Annotated in this window: 20 protein-coding genes; 8 read left to right on the forward strand and 12 right to left on the reverse strand. The window is 36.2% G+C overall.

What is annotated here, in order from left to right:
• The first annotated feature begins 149 nt into the window (after positions 1-149).
• The 5 genes from RUH95_RS06515 (at position 150) to abc-f (ending at position 9,002) form a co-directional block, all read left to right on the forward strand.
• On the forward strand, positions 150-1,835 hold the full coding sequence (locus tag RUH95_RS06515; RefSeq protein WP_313892031.1) for a methyl-accepting chemotaxis protein: 1,686 nt from the start codon (positions 150-152) through the stop codon (positions 1,833-1,835).
• A 258-nt stretch (positions 1,836-2,093) separates the two neighbouring features.
• Positions 2,094-3,092 (forward strand): TAXI family TRAP transporter solute-binding subunit, encoded by a 999-nt coding sequence (locus tag RUH95_RS06520; RefSeq protein ID WP_313892032.1) that lies wholly within the window; start codon positions 2,094-2,096, stop codon positions 3,090-3,092.
• A 28-nt stretch (positions 3,093-3,120) separates the two neighbouring features.
• Positions 3,121-5,091 carry a TRAP transporter permease gene (locus tag RUH95_RS06525; protein WP_313892033.1) on the forward strand — a complete coding sequence of 657 codons (1,971 nt, stop codon included), beginning with the start codon at positions 3,121-3,123 and terminating at the stop codon, positions 5,089-5,091.
• Positions 5,092-5,232: 141 nt separating this feature from the next.
• The gene (gene asnB / locus RUH95_RS06530) at positions 5,233-7,077 is read left to right on the forward strand and encodes an asparagine synthase (glutamine-hydrolyzing) (protein ID WP_313892034.1); all 1,845 of its coding nucleotides are present in this window, start codon (positions 5,233-5,235) and stop codon (positions 7,075-7,077) included.
• Positions 7,078-7,346: 269 nt separating this feature from the next.
• A complete protein-coding gene (gene abc-f / locus RUH95_RS06535; RefSeq protein WP_313892035.1) occupies positions 7,347-9,002 on the forward strand; it encodes a ribosomal protection-like ABC-F family protein in 1,656 nt (551 codons plus the stop codon).
• A 339-nt stretch (positions 9,003-9,341) separates the two neighbouring features.
• On the opposite strand, the gene RUH95_RS06540 is transcribed toward abc-f, so the two are convergent.
• The 11 genes from RUH95_RS06540 to RUH95_RS06590 all read right to left on the reverse strand — a co-directional run bounded on the left by RUH95_RS06540 (position 9,342) and on the right by RUH95_RS06590 (position 18,492).
• Positions 9,342-9,617 (reverse strand): histidine kinase, encoded by a 276-nt coding sequence (locus tag RUH95_RS06540; protein WP_313892036.1) that lies wholly within the window; start codon positions 9,615-9,617, stop codon positions 9,342-9,344.
• Positions 9,618-9,754: 137 nt separating this feature from the next.
• Complete coding sequence (locus tag RUH95_RS06545; protein ID WP_313892037.1) at positions 9,755-10,150, reverse strand: hypothetical protein; 396 nt, start codon at positions 10,148-10,150, stop codon at positions 9,755-9,757.
• Between the two features lie 16 nt (positions 10,151-10,166).
• Entirely contained in the window at positions 10,167-10,907 is a 741-nt protein-coding gene (locus RUH95_RS06550) for a hypothetical protein (RefSeq protein WP_313892038.1), read from the reverse strand.
• 5 nt (positions 10,908-10,912) lie between these two features.
• On the reverse strand, positions 10,913-11,371 hold the full coding sequence (locus RUH95_RS06555; RefSeq protein WP_313892039.1) for an NUDIX hydrolase: 459 nt from the start codon (positions 11,369-11,371) through the stop codon (positions 10,913-10,915).
• A gap of 1 nt (position 11,372) precedes the next feature.
• Complete coding sequence (locus RUH95_RS06560; RefSeq protein WP_313892204.1) at positions 11,373-11,813, reverse strand: hypothetical protein; 441 nt, start codon at positions 11,811-11,813, stop codon at positions 11,373-11,375.
• Between the two features lie 126 nt (positions 11,814-11,939).
• Positions 11,940-12,659 carry a YebC/PmpR family DNA-binding transcriptional regulator gene (locus RUH95_RS06565; protein ID WP_313892040.1) on the reverse strand — a complete coding sequence of 240 codons (720 nt, stop codon included), beginning with the start codon at positions 12,657-12,659 and terminating at the stop codon, positions 11,940-11,942.
• Positions 12,660-12,763: 104 nt separating this feature from the next.
• On the reverse strand, positions 12,764-13,192 hold the full coding sequence (locus RUH95_RS06570; RefSeq protein ID WP_313892041.1) for a DUF1801 domain-containing protein: 429 nt from the start codon (positions 13,190-13,192) through the stop codon (positions 12,764-12,766).
• A 136-nt stretch (positions 13,193-13,328) separates the two neighbouring features.
• Positions 13,329-13,841 carry a DUF2179 domain-containing protein gene (locus tag RUH95_RS06575; protein ID WP_397469483.1) on the reverse strand — a complete coding sequence of 171 codons (513 nt, stop codon included), beginning with the start codon at positions 13,839-13,841 and terminating at the stop codon, positions 13,329-13,331.
• 224 nt (positions 13,842-14,065) lie between these two features.
• Entirely contained in the window at positions 14,066-15,778 is a 1,713-nt protein-coding gene (locus RUH95_RS06580) for a methyl-accepting chemotaxis protein (RefSeq protein WP_313892042.1), read from the reverse strand.
• A 606-nt stretch (positions 15,779-16,384) separates the two neighbouring features.
• The gene (locus tag RUH95_RS06585) at positions 16,385-16,816 is read right to left on the reverse strand and encodes a MarR family winged helix-turn-helix transcriptional regulator (protein WP_313892043.1); all 432 of its coding nucleotides are present in this window, start codon (positions 16,814-16,816) and stop codon (positions 16,385-16,387) included.
• 80 nt (positions 16,817-16,896) lie between these two features.
• Positions 16,897-18,492, reverse strand: a complete 1,596-nt coding sequence (locus RUH95_RS06590; RefSeq protein WP_313892044.1) for a DUF2339 domain-containing protein — start codon at positions 18,490-18,492, stop codon at positions 16,897-16,899.
• Between the two features lie 102 nt (positions 18,493-18,594).
• Here RUH95_RS06590 and RUH95_RS06595 point away from each other — a divergent pair, with 102 nt between their 5' ends.
• Both RUH95_RS06595 and RUH95_RS06600 read left to right on the forward strand, forming a co-directional pair.
• Positions 18,595-18,987 (forward strand): NUDIX hydrolase, encoded by a 393-nt coding sequence (locus RUH95_RS06595; RefSeq protein WP_313892045.1) that lies wholly within the window; start codon positions 18,595-18,597, stop codon positions 18,985-18,987.
• 61 nt (positions 18,988-19,048) lie between these two features.
• Positions 19,049-19,912: an AraC family transcriptional regulator gene (locus tag RUH95_RS06600; RefSeq protein ID WP_313892046.1), complete on the forward strand. Its 864-nt coding sequence runs from the start codon at positions 19,049-19,051 to the stop codon at positions 19,910-19,912.
• A 68-nt stretch (positions 19,913-19,980) separates the two neighbouring features.
• On the opposite strand, the gene RUH95_RS06605 is transcribed toward RUH95_RS06600, so the two are convergent.
• Complete coding sequence (locus tag RUH95_RS06605; protein ID WP_313892047.1) at positions 19,981-20,394, reverse strand: VOC family protein; 414 nt, start codon at positions 20,392-20,394, stop codon at positions 19,981-19,983.
• Between the two features lie 75 nt (positions 20,395-20,469).
• Here RUH95_RS06605 and RUH95_RS06610 point away from each other — a divergent pair, with 75 nt between their 5' ends.
• Positions 20,470-20,937 carry a VanZ family protein gene (locus RUH95_RS06610; protein WP_313892048.1) on the forward strand — a complete coding sequence of 156 codons (468 nt, stop codon included), beginning with the start codon at positions 20,470-20,472 and terminating at the stop codon, positions 20,935-20,937.
• Positions 20,938-20,955 lie beyond the last annotated feature (18 nt).

The following is a 20,955-nucleotide window of genomic DNA, read 5'->3' on the forward strand; positions in this document are numbered from 1 at the left end:
TTTTCGACGTGAAAGCCCATGCTTTCACGTTTTTCACTGTTTCCGCCAAAATATTCTTTTTTTCGCAATAAGTTCTTGACCATTACATAGCAAGAACTTATCATGAAAAGATAAAGTTATCATAGATAGAATGGAGGGTATTAATCATTATGAGCATAGGAAAAAAATTGTACACTGGCTTTGGTATTTTAATACTATTTTTACTTATAAGTTCGACAGTCGGTTACACACAGTTGAAAAAGATTGATGACGACTATACTTTTATCTTAGAAGATAGTGTTCAGAAGATAAACCAGGCACGTAATATTTCAGATGCCATTTCTGCACAAGGAGTATATGTTCGTTCATATATATTAGAACCATCTGAAGCGACAATCGAAAATCTGAAAAAACAACAAGCAATCATCGATACTATAACAGTAGATCTTGAAAAAATATTTGTTAATACAGAAATGCTTAATCAGCTTCAAAAAATAAAGGATAGTCAACAGATGTTCAATGCAACTTCCGAAGAAATTTTATCTGTTGTAAAAGCAGGTCAGACAGACGAAGCGGTAAAATTACTTTCTAGTAAAGCACGCCCAGCAAATGAAGGACTTCGATCTGCAGTTTTAGCAATTATCGATTTTCAAACTACTGAAATGGAAACTATAAAAACTGAAGCACAAGAATCAGCACGTTTAAGCACGATATTTATTCTTATTATTGCAATTTTTTCTACTATTCTAGCATTCGCTGTAGCAGTGTTTATCACACGTGCTATTACTGTGCCAGTTAATAAGCTATCAGCAGCAGCGGCAGTTATTGCAAATGGTGACTTAAGTCAAGAAGATGTAACTGTCAAAACAAAAGATGAAATTCGTGACCTATCTGCTTCATTTAATTTAATGAAATCTAATTTACACGCGCTCATTAATAATATAGCTACAAATGTTGAACAGACCACTGCTGCTGCAGAGCAATTATCAGCTAGTACGGATGAAGTTGCACTTTCATCCAACGATGTTGCAAAACGAGTAGAAATAATGGCGGAAGGTGCAGCTCAATCTGCTGCAACAGGAAAAGAAAGTTCTGTTGCAATGGAGGAAACGGCTAACGGCGTACAAAGAATTGCTGAAGCAACACAAATGCTTCACTCAAAAGCAGTCGACACACAAGCAGTTGCGAATGAAGGCGAGAAAACATTAATAACTGCTGAAGAACAAATGCTTGTTATTCAAAAGTCTTCTCATGAAACAAATGAGCGCATTAAAAAATTAAGTGCCCAATCTGCTGAAATCGAAAATATTTCAAAAGTTATTACTGCAATTACTGAACAAACGAATCTTCTTGCACTAAATGCTGCTATCGAAGCTGCACGTGCTGGAGAGCATGGAAAAGGCTTTGCTGTTGTTGCAGATGAAGTGCGTAAACTTGCAGAGGAATCGAAGAACTCTGCAAATCAAATTGTTGGGCTCACAACTTTGATCCAGCAAGATACGAAAGAAGTAGAAAATGCAGTAAGTACTACAGTAAATAATGTAGAAGAAGGCGTTACTTTCATCCAAAATGCACAAACTGCGTTTGGTAGTATTATGGGAGCTATTCAAGATATGGCTTCACAAATAGAAGAAGTTTCTGCATCTTCTGAAGAAATTTCTGCAAGCACAGAACAAGTTGCAGCTTCAGTGAATGAAATGTCCTCTGCTTCGGAAAATTCTTCTGAACAATCCGAAATGATTGCAGCCGCTGTAGAAGAACAAACAGCAACTATGCAAGAAATTAGTGCTGTTGCAAGATCATTAAGTACAGGTGCTATGGACATACAAGAACAAATCAACCAATTTAAAATATAATCTATTACACAAAACAACCATGAAAATTCAAACTTTCATGGTTGTTTTCTTATTTATTTTTGTGCATGGCACCCGTGCAGATTCCAACAATTTCTGTCGAACTGTAGGAAGAAACAGAGAATATATTGTTAATCTAAAGTATAAAAGTATAATAATGTTAACCTTCTATCTGAAGTGCTAACAAATCCATAAGTTATATGTCCCTTATTTTGAAAGCGCTATCAAAAAGGAGAAATACTAATTTTGGAGGAGAGAGAAATGAAGAAGAAATTACTAGGTTTTGTCGCTGTGCTTCTCAGCATGATTTTGTTAATGGGTGGTTGTAGTGAGGGTAAAAAAAATATTGCAATAGGACCCCCTGCAAGTGAGACAAACTCGATTTCCAAACTCATCTTGGACGCATATAGCATTGGAGATGATGAATATACTGGTTTTCAAGAAGGATTTGGCGATGCCGCTGATGGTGTACAAGATGGGAACATCGACATTTCTATTGGAATTTTAGGTCTTCCAGCAGCTAGTATCGAAAGCTTACAAGCATCTGTCGGAGATGTTGTTATGTTAAGCCTCTCGGACGATGCTATTGCAAAAATTGAAGAAAAAAGTGGATATAGACATCACACAATTCCAAAGGAAACCTATGATTTTCTGGAGAACGACGTTCAAACAGTTACTGCATATGCGATTCTCATGGGGAGTACAGATACAATCGACGATGAATTAGGCTATGAACTTGCAAAAGTAATGATAGAAAAAGCGAGCGAGAACACGCACGCTCAGGCGAAACAAATGATTTTAGAAAATGCTCTTCGGGGTTCTGAAGGTCTTCCTATCCATCCTGGTGCTAAGCGCTACTATGAGGAAAAAGGTTTAACAGTAGACAACCCTGTTGCTGAACTTACTGCCGATAATGGTAACCGCAAAAAAGAACTAATTTTAGGTACCGGTAGTCAAGGTGGTACTTATTATCCACTTGGAGGTGAAATGGCAAGTATTTGGAACAAAAATATCAATGGAGTAAATATAACGAACACAGAAACAGGTGCATCCGTTGAAAATCTATCCAGTATCCGTGATGGGAATATGGATCTAGGAATGACCGTTCATGTTCCAGCCCTACAAGCAATAAAAGGAGAAGCCGCTTTTGATGGTCATCAAGTTCCAAACGCCGCTTTTATTGGGCATGTCTATCCAGAAGTTATTCAAATTGTTACACGTAAAAACACCGGCATAAAAAGTTTTGACGATTTGAAATAACATCCTTAAAGGAAAGTGTGGTGAGATAATGAATGAACAGCAAACCGTTGACGCGCAGGAAATATTAGAAAAATACGACAAGGAAAATCAATATCGAACTAACATCGGAAAATGGGCATGGTTTGTCACATTTTTAGGAGTTTCTCTTACTGTATTCCATCTATATACTGCTTATTTCGGTACACTTCCTACCCAAAAGCAAGGCGCAGTCCACTTAGGAACCGCACTCGGGGTTATCTTTCTACTGTATCCTTTAAAAAAAGGTATGCAGAAAATCCATAAGACAGTTCCGTGGTATGATGTTTTGCTAGCCTTTACTGCGATGTATGTAACATATCATAAAATTTTTTACTTTGATTCCATACTGCAGAGTAGAATTTCCGGTTATAGCTTACCGGATATTATCATCTCTGTACTAGGTATTGTTCTAGTACTAGAGGCTACAAGGAGAACGGTAGGCTTACCAATTGTTATTGTGGCACTAGTTGCCATGCTATATGCTATTTTCGGAAATTTTGTCCCTACACAAATTCTTTCACATCCTGGTTTTTCATTTGATCGAACTGCAACGACCCTTTGGTATAAGGAAAGCGGTATTTTTGGAACTCCGATTCAGATTTCTGCAAAGTTTATTTTCCTTTTCCTATTCTTTGGTGTAATACTTGTACAAACGAATATAGGGAAATTCTTCAATGATCTAGCGTTTTCCTTAACTGGTCGCTATACAGGTGGAACAGCGAAAACGGCAGTAATTGCCAGTGCATTACAGGGAACCGTTTCGGGAAGTTCTGTGGGCAACACAGTCGCAACTGGTTCTTTCACAATTCCGATGATGAAAAATGCAGGATTTAAACCTGAATTTGCTGGTGCTACAGAAGCTGCTGCATCAACTGGTGGCCAAATTATGCCGCCAATGATGGGTGCTGCTGCATTCATCATGATGGAATACTTAGGCGTTTCGTATGGGGTCATAATGTTAGCGGCTGTTATTCCAGCAGTTCTTTATTTTACGGGAATTTTTATTGGGACTCATTTTGAGGCTAAAAAGTTAAAGATATTTGGTTTACCAAAATCTCAATTACCTTCTTTCCCAAAACTGATGAAAAGAAACTGGTTCATGCTTCTGCCATTGCTAGTGATTATGGGAACAATTCTGTATGGTTTCACTCCACAACGCGCAGCTCTTTTTGGAATTATTTCCGCATTTTTAGTAAGCCTTGTCCGTAAAGAAACAAGAATGTCATTAAGACAGACGGTTAATCTTCTTGAGCAAGGTACAAGAGTTGCACTCCCTGTCATTGCTGCTGTAGCTACTGCTGGTGTCATCGCGGGAGTTGTTAGTATGACAGGTCTAGGTTCAAAGTTCGCTGCTGGTGTTATCGCTTTATCAAACGGTTATTTAATTCTTGCACTAATTTTCACAATGATTGCCTGCCTTATCTTAGGTATGGGACTTCCAACTACAGCAAACTATGTCGTAACAGCAACTATAGCTGCTCCGGTGCTCATCAATGAATTCGGAGTGGCACCAATAGCTGCCCATATGTTCGTTTTCTACTTCGGCATTGCTGCTGATATTACCCCTCCCGTATGCCTTGCAGCTTATGCTGGGGCTGGAATTGCAGGCGCAAATCCATTTAAAACAGGAATGAATGCAGTTAAATTAGCCATAGCAGCATTTATTGTTCCATTTATCTTCATTTACAATCCGATTTTAGTTATGGTTGACGTCGAGCCAGTTATGTTAATATTTTCCGTAGTCGCTTCCCTAATTGGCATGATGGCCGTAAGTAGCTCCATGATTGGATTTTTTATTCGAAACTCAAGGATTTGGGAACGATTTGTCCTATTTGTAGCGGGTATCATGCTAATAGTACCTGAAATTCTAAGTAGTCTAATTGGCGTGGTCCTGATAGCCGCAATATGGCTTATCCAAAAACAGCGCACAGACGATGAATACGAAACAGAAAGCTCCTCAGTCAATCAAGTCTTGTATTAACATGCCTAACACTTAATACCAAACGAAAATAGAGTATATTACACCTAACAACCATGAAAATTCAAACTTTCATGGTTGTTTTTTTGATTCGTCTGAAAGCTCGTTGCATAAAATAATGCATGAAAGAAAGGATGCCGATATATGTGTGGAATAACTGGATGGATTCATTTTAAAAAAGATTTGCGAAACGAATTAGCTATTGTAACAAAAATGACCGAGACGCTAAAAAAACGTGGCCCAGACGACCATAATATTTGGTCTACTATGCATGCACTCCTTGGCCATCGTCGATTAACAGTCGTCGACCCGATAGGTGGAAAGCAGCCCATGGTCAAGAGCTATCACTCGAGCCGCTATATTCTTTCGTATAATGGAGAATTGTACAATACGGAGGATCTCCGAAAAGAATTGCAAAAACTCGGTCATACTTTTTCTAGCCATTCCGATACCGAGGTTTTATTGACAGCTTATATCGAATGGAAAGAAAAATGCGTCGATTACTTTAACGGCATTTTTGCATTTGCAATTTGGGATGAACTGGAACAAAAAGTTTTCATAGCACGAGATCGCCTTGGCGTTAAACCACTGTTTTACACAGAAAAGAATGGAGGGTTTTTATTCGGTTCCGAGTTAAAAGCACTTCTTGCACACCCAGATGTATCTCCTACAATTAGTCGAGCAGGCTTAGCAGAAATAATCGGGTTAGGTCCTTCCCGAACACCAGGTTCAGGAGTGTATCATGAAATTCGGGAACTACGCCCTGCCCACGCACTAACTTTTTCCCGAAACGGACTCCGTATTTGGCGATATTGGAATGTACAAAGTGCAGTGCATACTGATTCACTCGATGAAACTGCCGAAAAAGTACGATACCTTGTAACAGACGCTGTACAGAGACAGCTCGTGTCAGACGTTCCTCTTTGCACATTCCTTTCAGGCGGCTTGGATTCTAGCATTATTACAGCAATCGCCTCCAATTCATATGATCGCGATGGAAAGGGACCTCTTCATTCTTACTCGATTGATTATGAAAATAATGAAAAACACTTCCAAGGAAACGTATTTCAACCAACCGATGATCGACCTTGGATTCAAAAAGTTTCTAATAAGCTAAATACTACCCATCATTATTCCGTTATTAGCCAAAATCAGTTAGCCGAATATTTAACAGATGCCGTTCACGCTCGAGATTTACCAGGAATGGCGGACATCGACTCTTCCCTCCTTTGGTTTTGCAAAGAAATCAAACAAGATTTTACTGTAGGGTTATCTGGAGAATGTGCGGATGAAATTTTTGGCGGCTATCCTTGGTTCCATCAAGTTGGTAACACCGAAAACGGTTTCCCATGGATTCGCTCGAAAAATGAAAGAAGCTCTCTACTAAATGATAGCTGGCAAAAAAAATTAAATATAGATGATTATGTGCAACATGCATATGACAAAACTATTGCCGAAACACCTCGATTGGACGGAGAGTCAGGGGTAGACGCAAAACGAAGAGAGCTCTTTTATTTAAACATGGTTTGGTTTATGACTACTTTACTTGATCGAAAAGACCGGATGAGCATGGGCGCTAGTCTTGAAGTTCGAGTACCTTTTGCAGACCACCGACTAGTAGAGTACGCATGGAATATCCCGTGGGATTATAAAATGGTTGGCAATCAAGAAAAGGGAATCCTTCGAAAAGCTTTTCAAGGTACACTTCCTGTAGATGTACTTTATCGCAAAAAAAGTCCATATCCTAAAACACATAATCCCCATTACTCTGAAAAAGTGCAAAGCATCCTAAACGATCAGCTAAAAGATAAAAACTCAATCCTCCATGAGCTTTTTCATGCACAACGATTATCGGACTTAATCGATTCAAATGGAGATTCCTTCAAGGTTCCTTGGTTTGGCCAATTAATGTCAGGTCCGCAACTACTTGCCTATTTAGCACAGACACATATTTGGTTTAAGGATTATCAAGTCCAACTTGTAGATTAAATTTACTGAAATATGTTACAATTACCATAACAAGTTTGAAGGGATGATGGGTGGACAATGGATAAATAATCTTATTTCTCAGCAGAAGTAATTAAAAACATTTTGCTAAATCGGAAATAGGATTAGTCTGCCCATTTTTCAACTTAATACGGAATATTCACTGCAAAATTGCTATTTTGTCGTGGATTTTTTCGTATTCATTTATGGCCAGTAATCCTTCCGATTAAAATCGGAGGGATTTTTTATTCCTCCAAAAAGGAGTCGGTTATATGAGAGTACACGGGAAATTACATGAAATATCCATTGCCTTTGGAGAGAAAAATATAATAGAAAAAGCAACTGCAGATATTGTCATCGGGACAACTGTAGGAATTGTCGGAGGAAACGGTGCAGGAAAATCATCTCTTCTTTCCGTTTTATCAGGAGAAGAAGAAACTTCTAGCGGGCAAATAGAATGGTTTGGCAATATTCCATCCATCCTTATTTTTAAGCAAGAAGATGACCAGTTTGTTTTGAACAATCTTGCAAAAAATGAATGGGAATACTTGAGCAAATGGCCAGTTCCAAAAGATCGTGCATATGCCGATTTAAGTGGTGGAGAGAAAATGAAAACTAGATTAACGCAAATATTTGCGGCAAAACCGCAGCTACTTTTATTGGATGAACCAACAAATCATTTAGATCAAGAAAGTTTAGCTTTTTTAAAAGAACAGGTGAATTCTTATTCTGGAACGATTATTTTAGTATCCCATGACCGCTATTTTCTAGATGAAGTCGCCGATACAATTTGGGAAATTGAAAATAAAAAATTAACTGTCTATGCAGGAAATTATTCTGCATACCTCCAGAAAAAAGAAGAATTACATTTAACACAGCAGCGTCTATACAATGCACAGCAATCTAAAATACAACAAGTAGGACAACAAATGGCTCAACTAAGGGATTGGTCAACAAAAGCACATGTGCAATCTACCAAAGAAGAAGGTACGAAAGAATACCACCGGGTCAAGGCAAAAAAAATGGATGTACGAATCCGTTCTAAACAGAAACGTCTGGAACTAGAGCTTTCCAAGCTAACGATTGAAAAACCAGAAGAAGAAAAAGCTGTGTTGTTTTCAATCGATGGAAATAAGAAAAAAGGAAATCGTGTCATTGAGGCAAAAGGTATGAGCAAAAGTTTTGGAACTCAATTATTGTTTCAAAATGCTTCTTTTACTGTACAGTCGCAAGAGAGAATTGCCCTTTTAGGCGCTAATGGAAGTGGAAAGTCGACATTTTTCCGTATGTTGATGGGAGAAGAAACTGTGCAAGGAGAGCTTTGGAAATCTAGTGCGATGAATATTGGCTATTTACGCCAAACTGTATTCGACTTGCCTGAGTCCAAAACACCTTTTGAGTTTTTTGGTCCAACTGACTTTACTGTTCGAGGACAAATTCAGACGCTTATGATGAATCTAGGCTTCTCTAAAGATCAGTGGACTCGGCCTATTTCCACAATGAGTATGGGAGAGCGAGTAAAACTAAAATTAATGGAATTCATATTGGATCAAAAGGATGTATTATTACTAGATGAGCCAACAAATCATCTAGATCTTCCTTCGCGAGAGCAATTAGAAAAAACACTCTTTACTTTTCCAGGAACGATTTTATTGGTCACGCATGATCGTTACTTTTTAGAAAAGTTGACAAATAAACTATTAATCTTTGAACAAAAAACGATTCGCAAAGTAGAAATACCTTATAAGGAATGGACAAATAAAAACAACGAATCTTCACGTGAAAAAGAATTGCTAAAATTAGATACCGAACGACAAGCAGTATTAGGAAAACTAAGCTACTTGCAAAGAAATGATTCTAAATACAACGAATTAGATCAAAAGTTTTTAGAACTTACAAAGCAAATAAATGAATTAAAGGATAAGTAACTTTTCTGAAATAAATCGTTGATTTCCGCTGCGACGGACGCTTTCCCGCAGAAGTCGCCGCCTATGCTCTAATCAACTAGTATGGATTTTATTACAAATTACAACTCTCTAAAAATAAGAGGAAGATTATTTAAATCGGAACTAAACTGATTAAAAATTGGACTGATAACAAGACTAACTCTTTTACTCTTTTACTCTTTTTTCTTTGTTAAATAATATCGTTGATTTTACTTCAAATTTATAAGCGTATCCGAAAAAACTCGATTACGCTTATTTTTTGATTGGCAAAAAGGAAGAATCGTTCCCTAAATATAACTTCTCAGTGCAAAACTACTATGTCTATGTCCCAAAGTTACCAAATAGCATCATACCAATACTGAAAATAGTTAAGACTAACAAAGCGAACATACCGAGTGAAGAAATAAGTACCGTAATTATTTTTAAATACCCTTTCACACTAAATAATGCAGTGAAAAATGAACCTACTAGCAGGAATATTAGTATCAATATATCCCATGAATCAGGTAAGGGACTTAATACTTCTAGGGTAATAAAACCTAAAACGATAAATGTGATTATCAACAACAATGAAAGCATGCTCAAATATTTTCTCACCGAATCAACCTCCCTTACATATAAATCTGCAGTATTATTAGATACTATTTACACAAATATCCCAAAGCATCTTTTGTTGAATGCAGTCACGCTTTGTCAATTTCCCGGGAAATATGAATAAAGGTATTTTTCACACTTCACTTAAGCACTGCTTTTTTAAATATAGTTGCATTTATTTCATCAAGTCTCCCTAACGAATGCTTCTCACGATCAATAAAAATTGTTGTTCCGTTTTCTCCAAACCATAGATAATATTCTTCTAATGATTCCGGCATGTTTTTATCCGTTTCAAAGAATAAAACTACTTTTAAATCTTCTTTTCTCGACATTTCAACCTTAACATTTTCCTCCCATTCTATTTCGGAAAATACTTGTTCTAATGTGGCAACTGTCTCTTTCTCTGCGACAATCGTTTCATCTTGACCCGTTTGAAAAACGTCTACTCTAGTTAACTTTTTTATAGTCTCATCCTCACTACAAGCTGTTAAAAATATAATGAAAAAGATAATCAGAAGTGCTAGCCATTTTTTCACGATTAAACCCTCCTCTTTACTTACCTGTATTCATTGCACTTTCACTTATTATTAAGCAAAGTTTTAGTCTACTAAGCCATTTGTCTGAGTCATTGATTTCCTGATTCAGACCATTTATTTCTTCTTGATAGGCAAGCCCGTCTACTGAGCAATAATTTACTTCTTGATTGGCAATCCTTGATATAATCATTGCCCATTCTGCATCTGTCATTTTCTCTTTAGAATATTTACTAATAAGTTCCGCACTTTCTTTTGAAAATGCACAAGATCCGGCTGTTATATCTGCTTTTTTCCCCAATTCTAATGAAAAGATCTGATTCGTAATTTTTTCAGTTTCAATCCATTCGACTGGATGAGTATTCATAGCTCTTTCTGTTCTTCCAATAACTAAATAGTCATGATTTTGTATATCTGTAACAACAGCTTTTAGTTCAGTTAAATAGGTTTGCCCCCATGTCAAAATCCTGTCGAAGTCACAATAATGATAATGTAAACTTTCACTTGTCAAACCGAACTTTACTACTTCTCTACGTGCATGAGCAACTCCATTCTTTGGAATTACTTTAAGGTTAAATTTACTTTTTTCTATTTCCTTTATCAAATCTATAGATGTTTCTTCACTAACTGTGATAAAAAGCTCTTTATAAATTTGTTCAAACTCTCTCTGCAATTCATTAAAAAGTTTTATATTCCTCCCCTTTGGATCATGCGTAACAGTAAGCAGTGCTGTTTGTGCCAAAATTGTACTATCACTCACTTTCACTATTCCATTCTTCCAAGTAAATTATATGGGCTTACTTCCCATGTTTCATACGGAATGAATGTTTTTGCTTTCATTGCATCCAACGTTCTAGACTTCATATGTGGCCTCGTAATATATTGATCGATATTTGATTCTGTTAGCTCTATGAATCCCGCTTCCTTTATTTCACTTGCCTGAATGCTCAAAGTACCACTGACAAATTCGGCTTTGAAAACGACCGATAAAATATGCTTTGTCACATTATAATAAATACCCGTTATTCCAATTGGACGTACAACAATGCCTGTTTCTTCTAATATCTCTCTACACATTGCTTTATCTAAGGCTTCTCCTACTTCGACCTGTCCCCCTGGTGATTCCCAAGTATCTGAACGCCAATGTGTTTTAACTAATAAAGCCTCCCCTTTTTCATTTGTAACGTAAGCAGAAACTGCAATAATATGTTTTGGTGGTTCCATGTTAAATTCTCCTTTTATTATAAAAATAAAACCCTATAAGAACGAGTAATGCGGACGTTGCTGCAACAAAAGGTGAAAAAATGATATTCCAAAAATCATATTTATTACCAGCATATTCACCATCTTTATTTGCTTTCATATACGTACCATCTTTTCCTTGTATCGCAATTGCTTCGTCTGTACTAACCCCTTCAATAGAAAAATAGGAAGTCCCTTTTGGATACACATTTGAAAAATTGCCGGAGTATGTCCCTTCCCTATCGGAATACTTCGTCACATGACCTATTTCTTTATTAACATTTTCAATGGCTTCATCACTTACGACATACACGTCGCCATTCCAAACGACAAATTCATACGCCCAAGATGCAAGTGACTTCATCGGAAATAATATAAAAGCACACGCCAAAAATATGATTGCAACATACGAGAAATACTTCATCTTCAAGTACTATCTCTCCCTTTAAAAGAACTAGACGTTTCACACTACTTTCAGTTCCACTTTTTTCTAATAAAAAAAGTCGTCCCCAAGTAGAAAAACTACTAATGAGACAACCTATTTTTACTCTTATTCCCCTAAGTCTACATTATGATAAACTTGTTGAACATCTTCTAAATCTTCAATTGCATCAATCATTTTTTCAAACTGCGCTTGTGCATCCGCATCTAGTTCAATGTCATTTTGAGCGAGCATCGTAAGCTCTGCTACTGTAAACTCCGTTACGCCTGCAGCTCTTAGCGCTTCTTGCACCGCGTGGAATTGATCTGGTTCTGCATACACGATTACTGCGTCTTCTTCTTCTAAAATGTCGCGAGCATCTACATCTGCTTCCATTAAAATTTCCAACACTTCATCAGCCGTTTTTCCTTCCAACCCAATAACAGCAGTTGCATCAAACATATAAGCAACTGAGCCACTCACACCCATGTTACCGCCATTTTTACCGAATGCAGCGCGTACATCTGATGCTGTACGGTTTACGTTATTTGTTAATGCATCCACGATTACCATAGAGCCACTTGGACCAAAACCTTCATAACGAAGCTCGTCATAGCTTTCTTCCGATCCACCTTTTGCTTTTTCAATCGCTTTATCAATAATATGCTTTGGCACACTATATGTTTTTGCACGCTCTAGTACTACTTTTAATGCTTGGTTTGAAGTAGGATCTGGTTCACCTTGTCTTGCAGCAACGTATATTTCACGTCCAAATTTCGCATAAATACGACTCGTATTTGCATCTTTGGAAGCTTTCTTTTCCTTAATATTATTCCATTTACGACCCATGAAGTCCCACTCTCTTTCGATTAAGTTTCTACTTTTATACTGTAGTATTATACATTAATTTTTTATATTTTTACAGAATTATAGACATTAACTTCCATTGAAGTTTACTTACTTGGATATAAGTTCTGTAAAAACGTAATAGATTGGATAATCAATTCTTGTAAAACAGCTATATCAATATCGTCTACTTTGTTAATATATACGCATCCTTTTCCAGAAGTATGCTTGCCGAATCTTTCTAAAATAGCTTCACGTTCTGTATCACCAGTTGCAAAATAGAGACTAGTCTTCGCTTTACGTGGAGAGAATCCAACAAGTGGAGCGTCTCCTTCATGACCCGTCGCATATTTATAATGATAAGATCCAAACCCGATAATACTCGGGCCCCACATTTTCGCTTCAAAACCAGATGTTTGTTCAAAAATCTCAAGAAGTTTATAAGCATCTTCCTTTTTCTTCATACTCTCGATTTTTTCGATAAATTCCACAACATCGTGATCTGTTTCCTTTGTCTTTTGCTCATATTTACTCAAATTTTATACCCCCTTTAGTAATAACCATTTCACCTGTTATCTTTACCCTTATTCTACAGGCAATTCGAGTTTTTGACGAATTGCTATAAAAAAAGAGCCTTTCCCGATTCCTCGAAAAACGGCTCATCTAACTACTCTATTTAGGTGGTTTCACTAAGAAACCTCCATTAAACCTAGTCGGCTCATATGAAATGATAAAGGCTCTTGGAGATAGTGTCATAATATAATCCTTGAGTTTTAATTCATTTTTCCGCTTCGCTAGTACTTTCATACAAAGTCTTTTCCCGTCTTTTCCGTCTGCGACCCAAGATGTTACACCATAGCCTTTTGCACGAATTTGGATAGGCAGTTCTATTTCCAGTGAATCCACAATTACTTCAAATACTACATAACCAAGTGCTAACCGATTTTCAATAATACTGCCGCAATATACACCTAAACCCCATCCTAAACAGTAGGCAGCAATATTTAGAGGTTTATCTAAATTATCTAATACCATTGTTAGTCCCATCAGATAGATAAATACTTCCGCCATTGATAAAAATGATGCTACTACTCTGTACCCCTTAATAACCAATATTAGTCGTAGAGTAGTTAGTGTCATATAAGCTACATTTATAACAACAATTAGCAATACTATTGATTCCACGATTTCCCCAGTCTCCTATCCGTTTTAGTTTGAAACAATATTACCATTTATCTTAGAAATATTCCTCTCCACTTAAACACTCACACATAAATATCTAAATCTATCTATAAGTAATCTGATATGCCTCCAAGTCAAATCCTACACACCTGAACTATAGTACATATTTCGTTATTAGAAAAGGACCGAGACATAACAGTCTCAGCCCTAAACAATTAAAGTAATTCTTAGATTTTAAATTTACCAACCAATTCGTTTAATTCCTCCGCCATTTGTGCTAAAGATTTAGAAGAACCACTAATTTCTTCCATTGAGGCTAATTGCTGTTCTGTAGATGCAGCAACCTCCTCTGAGCTTGAAGCATTTTCTTGTGCAAATGCTGCAAGTTCTTCTGCAACATCAGAAACAGATTGTATATTCCCTGAAATCCCCATAACTGTGGACGTAATTCCCTCAATTTGTGGGGTAATACTTCTCGTTTTTTCAACTATTTGTACAAATTTATTTGCCGTTTCTGTAGTAATTTCCATGCCTTCTCTGGCATTCGTCATTACTTCACTCATATACTGTACCGACTGATTTGAATCGTACTGAATGCTTGTAATAATTTCTGCAATTAATTTAGTTGACGAAAGAGATTGTTCCGCAAGCTTTCTTACTTCGTCTGCAACAACTGCAAAACCTTTTCCATGCTCACCCGCTCTTGCTGCCTCTATTGCTGCATTTAAAGCTAAAAGATTTGTTTGAGCTGCAATAGCATTAATTACATCTAGAATTTGTCCTACTTCATTAGAACGCTTAGAAAGTGAAGAAATAACTTCGTGCGACTTCTGAACAGAAGCTTGTATATTGCTCATTTGGTGTAAGTTGTCTTCAACGATTTTATTTCCTTCTTCTGCTTCTCTTGAAGTTTCCCTAGCTAATTCAGAAACCTGATTCGTACCTTCTGCAATTATGTTAATACCCTTTAATACATCTTGTAATTCACTTGAATTATTTTCTAGTTTATTTGTAGAATGCTCTGCTCCTATCGCAATTTCTTCAATAGCATGAGCAACGTGATTAGTTGCAGCTGAAGTCTGCTCCGCACTAGCTGTGAGCTCCTCGGATGCTGCTGCAACCTGTTGTGAAGTTTCAGCAACGGTTTGAATGATTCCCCTAACTCCATCAATCATTTTGTTAAAAGATGTCGTCAATGCTCCAAGTTCGTCTTTCGATTGATATCCCCCTTGTACAGTAAAATCACCTGCCTCCACTTTTGAAAGAAGTTCCTTCAGTTCATTTGTCGGATTCACAATCATTTTCATAATAACTAGACCTATTAATACGGAAATAGCTATTCCAATGAATAAAATAGCAACTAACATAATTGTCGCTATGGTAATATCTTTCTCGTTTTGTTGATTGGTTTTTTCTGCATATTCGAGGTTAAATTGTTGAAGAGTCGTCAATAACTCATCGATTCGCTCTCTTTTTTCACTTACTACATTTGTATAAATTTCATATGCTTTTGCATTTTCATTTTTAGCAGCAAATTCAATCATTTGATCTCTTGATACTGTTAAGTCAGCGGTACTACGATCATATTCCTCTAGAGCTTCTCTCTCACGATCGAATAACTCCAATTCACGATACTTATCCATTTGAGCAAGGATAATGTCAATGGAGGCATCCATTTCTTTTTTCAATTGTAAATTTTCAGTTTCATTAGAAGTTAAAGTTAAACTCAATAAATTACTATCAATTCTTCCATTTTCATATTGCACATCGCCAAGCCATTTAGTTGGCTTTAATAACTCATTAAATACCATCTCTGACTTATCAGCCATTTCCTTAACATATTTAAATCCTGTCAAACCAATACATAAAGAGGATAGTGCACCAATTACTATTAACACTAACAATTTTTGAGTAACCTTTAAATTCCGTAAAAAACCCATTCAACATTTCTCCCATTCACTTCTAATATTATTATGTTAAAAACATTTGAAAAGGAAAATTAGCAAATGGGACAAAGACTGTATTTCTATTTGCACCATACTATAATTCACTATTCTAATCATATTAAAGCACAGCTTTACAAGCAAATATATACTTTTTTATTGTAAATAACACCATATAAAAGGTAATCCAAACCACATATTATTATTATTAGGATAGTATTTAGGTATGATTTCAAATTTTCTAGGTATTTCACCTTGATATTTATATAAAATATTACTTTAATTTATAATATATTTTTATTTGAGTACAAAAAAACTTACACGTCTCAAGTTCGACATGTAAGTTTTATTTCAAAGTAATATCCGTCACTATTCTCTATAAATATAGAAACTTACCCATTTAGCGCTGCTTTTCAAGAATAATTTTATAATTCCCTTTATCACTAAAGGTTTCCATATCGTACCTTCCCCATAAGCAACAAATTCATGTGTATGAGAAAAAGAATGAAAAACTCCCTTTACCATGACATCTGTAAATTTTATAGGTAGTTCCATCTCACAAACTTTAGGTGATAATCTTTGACGAATACCGAATGGATATTCCTATTTCGCTTCAGTTCCTATGTTTTTCACCATTTTTTCATATAGAAATAGCAGTTGATTTAATTCCTCATCGTTTAATGCATTAAATAATTCGCCATGCAAATCATCGCCAGTTTTTCTTGCTTCTACAAGTAACTCTTCTCCCTTTGGCGTAATTTTCAGCAGTACATGGCGTCGGTCCTCATCATTATATAAACGCTCTGCGTATTCTTCCTTTACAAGCTTCGTCGATATATTTGTAATAGCACCTGGAGTATATCCTAATGCATTTGCCAATACGGTTTGTTTTTGTGGTCCGTATTTTTTTAATTGAGATAATACGAGAATAGGCGATAATCCAATATTTCGATTAAATGATTTCGTAAATCTAATAATCGCTTCATCTGTATATAATTCCATTGTTCTTATTAATTTAAAAATATCTGGTTTCATAAAAATACCTCCAAAATTTCAACTACTTATACTATTCTAGCGTATTTTCACAAATAGTTCGTCTTTTTTTCATATTTCGTTTATTTTTTATAATAAACCCGCGATATAAGCAATCCAACAACACCAAGTACAATAAATAGAAGTGATTTAATAACGACGGAAACAAATAAAACATCAAATAAAATTATTTTCGCTAACGTTACAAATAATATTCCAACACCTACATATTTACCTTGTTGTAACGAAAACCTTCGACCGAAAAGCATGAACAGAATAGCTGTTATAATCCATAGTGCATTCATCGTAACGCTTTCTGCATTACTTCCCATTTTATCTCCAATCAAACTTGAAGCGTTGGATAAAAAATAAAGAACTATGAATGCAAAATACGGAACTCCAAAATTAGCGACAAGTGTTTTATTTTTAGATTGACCTTTTCCAAGAAAATAAATCCCGTAGCCTGTTACGCTTACAAATACAATCCAGTGCAGCATTTCCCACGAAAACCAGCTCATAATATCTAAACTAAATACATAAAAAAGTGTTATAAAATATGTAATTCCACTAAGAATGGCATGCAAAATAGTATGGAATTTTTTATAAACGAATAAATAAACAAAGCTTACACCGACTAATCCTTCTAGCAAAAGATCGCTCGCCAACATCTGTATAAAATACAACACAGAAATCAATGCGTTAGCAATAAAAATTGGTGCTCGAATAATGTCTTTTTGATACATATATAAGCAAAGACCATAGATGATACTGATAACCCCAAACAAACTAGCTGCTTCATTGCTCGTGAAAACAAAGGAAATCCAAAATGCAGTAGTAATCATAATAGAAAACAGAATAGTTGCTTGTTGGTTTACCCATTCCTTTACCTTCAAAATTCCAACTAGTAAAGCACCATGTTGAATAAATATTGGTAAGATTGCAATCCATCTAAATTCATCTGGAATATCAGTAAAAAAGAAAAATAATACTAACGCTATTTGTAAGAACACAACGGATACATAATATAGTATTCTATGTTTATACCGAAGTGCAATCCATAAAAACAAAGTGAATAGAAGGGATTCATACAAAGAAAAAACAGGAATATTCGGCATAGTATTTTGTATTAAAAAGGGAACAAATACCCCTCCTACCGTTGAAACAACCCCTATCCCTTGCGACTTATATTTATATGTAAAGAATAAACCTAATGCTATCCAAGCTACATTCAAAGCAAAAGATGATATTGGACCAGTCATTTCATATAACTGATGCATTGCAAAAGTGGTCAACATCAAAATCGGTATAGCGCCTCCAACTAACATTTGCCCTAATACTTTTCGTCTTTGTTTTAATTGCCAGATTCCAAGTATAACTAAACTTAATGAGACTACAAAGCCTAGTAACACTTTTACATAATTCGTTAAAATCCCATAATCTGAAACTGCCTTTAACCCCCAAAGAACTCCGATAATAAAAACGATTATAAATAAAGGAGGAAGGATTTTCTGAAAAATAAGTACATCCCACTCGACGGATTTCTTCTCCTGTTGAACAACTGGCCTAGCGGAAGTCACTACGGGTATTTTTGACGGAGTCACGGATAATTTATCTTCTAACAGACGCACACGCTCTTCTAAGTATTTAACCCGTTCTTCTAATGGTTTGTTCTGCTCCATATGCACCTTACCTTTCCACATTCACTCTATATACTATTAGACAAATAATGAAAATATCCTTTATGTTATACTTTTAGAAAAAAACACGTATGGGGGAGCCACATGAGAAATAGAGGAGCGACAGTCATTATAGAGAACGGTAAAGTCGCGCTAATTAAAAGAACAAAGCCGAATAGTGTTTATTATGTTTTCCCAGGTGGTGGCATTGAAAAAGAAGAAACTCCAGAACAAGCTGCCATTAGAGAAACTTACGAGGAAATTGGTGTGCACGTTCGTATCGAGCGCTTATTCGAAAAACTAGAATTCAACGGTATGCAATATTATTACCTCGCACATATCATAGGCGGCACTTTTGGGACTGGCACTGGTGAAGAATACTCGCATACTTCTATTGAAAGAGGAAACTATGAACCAATATGGGTCGACTTAGCGGAACTTCCTTCATTAGATGTACGCCCTAAGGAAATAGTCGACAAGATTATCAGTCCAACGTAAGCACAAAATGACAGGCTAGAATTTAAAACTATGCTTAAAATAAATACAAGGAGTGAAATTAGTGGGCTGGGTAGAATCAATTCAGAAAGCAATTCATTATATGGAAGAACATTTACTAGAGGATTTGTCTATTGAACAAATTGCTAAGGAAGCAAATTCTTCTGTATTTCATTTCCAACGTACATTTGCAATTTTAACCGACATGTCTATTGCAGATTATATTCGACGTAGACGATTAACTTTGGCAGCACAGGAGCTTATAAATACAACAATCAAAGTTATTGATCTATCCTTCAAATACGGCTATGACACTCCCGAAGCATTTACAAAAGCATTCCGCAAACAACATGGCGTTACGCCAAGCGATGCTCGAAAAAAAATTGGCAATCTACAATCATACAATCGCCTAGTAATACAGGTGAATTTGAAAGGGGCAGAACCGATGAAGTATAAAATTTTAGAAAAAGAAAGCTTTCAAGTCGTAGGGATCAAAAGAACATATAATGGTAAAAACGGAGAAAACACCACAGGCATTCCTCTATTTTGGGATGAGGTAAACGCTGATGGTACGGACGATTTACTCTTCCAATTAAACAATGGGGAAATAAAAGGTGTACTGGGAGTTTGTGTTGCCGACGAGAGTTTTAAAGATAACGGCCTACTCGATTACTGGATCGCAACTGATCATAAAGGAGAAGTTCCAGAAAATTTATTAACGATGGAAATTCCTGCTACCAAATGGGTCGTATTCGAAGTCCATGGCCCAATGCCAGATGCCATGCAAAACGCGTGGAAACAAATTTTTTCTGAATGGTTTCCATCCAACTCTTATGAACACGCAGGCGGACCTGAACTTGAAGTATACTCCAGTGAAGACGCATCTAACGCCGATTACTATTCCGAAATTTGGATTTCAATTAAATAACAGTAAAACACCGGAGCCACAAAGCCGCTCCGGTGTTTTTTTGTGTCGAGCCATCCGATTTTCGGTATTTATCGTCCGTCTGATGTAAATTTATCTAAGTTTAATTGCCATGAAACGCCAAACTTATCTTGCACCCAACCAAACTTTTTACTAAATGAGTAGCTGTCCAATGGCATTAAAAGTTGTCCACCATCTGAGAGTTTGGCATAAGCTTCATCAATTTCCTCTTCCGAATCACAATTCACATATAAAGAGATCGATGGTGTGAACGTGAATGCATGCTTAACAGAACTATCTGTACATAAAAACTCTTGACCATTAATGGAGATTACTGCTCGCGACACTTCTCCTTCATTTCCAGGTTCTCCAGCTTTGTAACGAGTAAGATGAATAATTTCTGAGTCTTGGAAGATAGAAGTATAAAAATTAATTGCTTCTTCGGCTTTTCCTTCAAACATTAAAAAGGGAGTTATTTTAGACATAGTAGATATGCTCCTTTGTACTTGTATTCAAAGTTATTTTAACAATAAACATCCCATATATGCTACTGTGTGTATATGAAAAAACTTATTCCTTTAATCATCCTATTAATTATTGTGTTTCTATCCTCTGGACAAACTTCTGAACAACAGTCGATTATTCCAGTACTTGAGAAATGGTTGCCGAACAAACCTTTTGAATCTATATTATCTATGCTCCATATCCCATATTGGGGTATATACGTATCTATAGAAGAACGTGGCTATTATCGTTTTGTTGAATTTCTTGTTCGAAAAGGTACTCATTTTTTCTATTTCGCCATAATTGCGCTTGCCATTTATACTGCCTTACCTAAATTCAAGTTACGAATGGTGATCGCAGCTATTGTTACGATGCTGTTTGCAATCGCTGATGAATATCATCAATCCTTAACAAGGGGTCGGGTCGCTTCTTTTCAAGATGTCATGCTAGATACTGCTGGTGCTATTACTGCGCTGTTATGTTTATATTGCATTCAGCTCATGAAACAAAGAAACTCCGCATAGCCTTTGCGGAGTTTTCTA

This window comes from Psychrobacillus sp. (assembly GCF_032154225.1).
GTDB lineage: Bacteria > Bacillota > Bacilli > Bacillales_A > Planococcaceae > Psychrobacillus.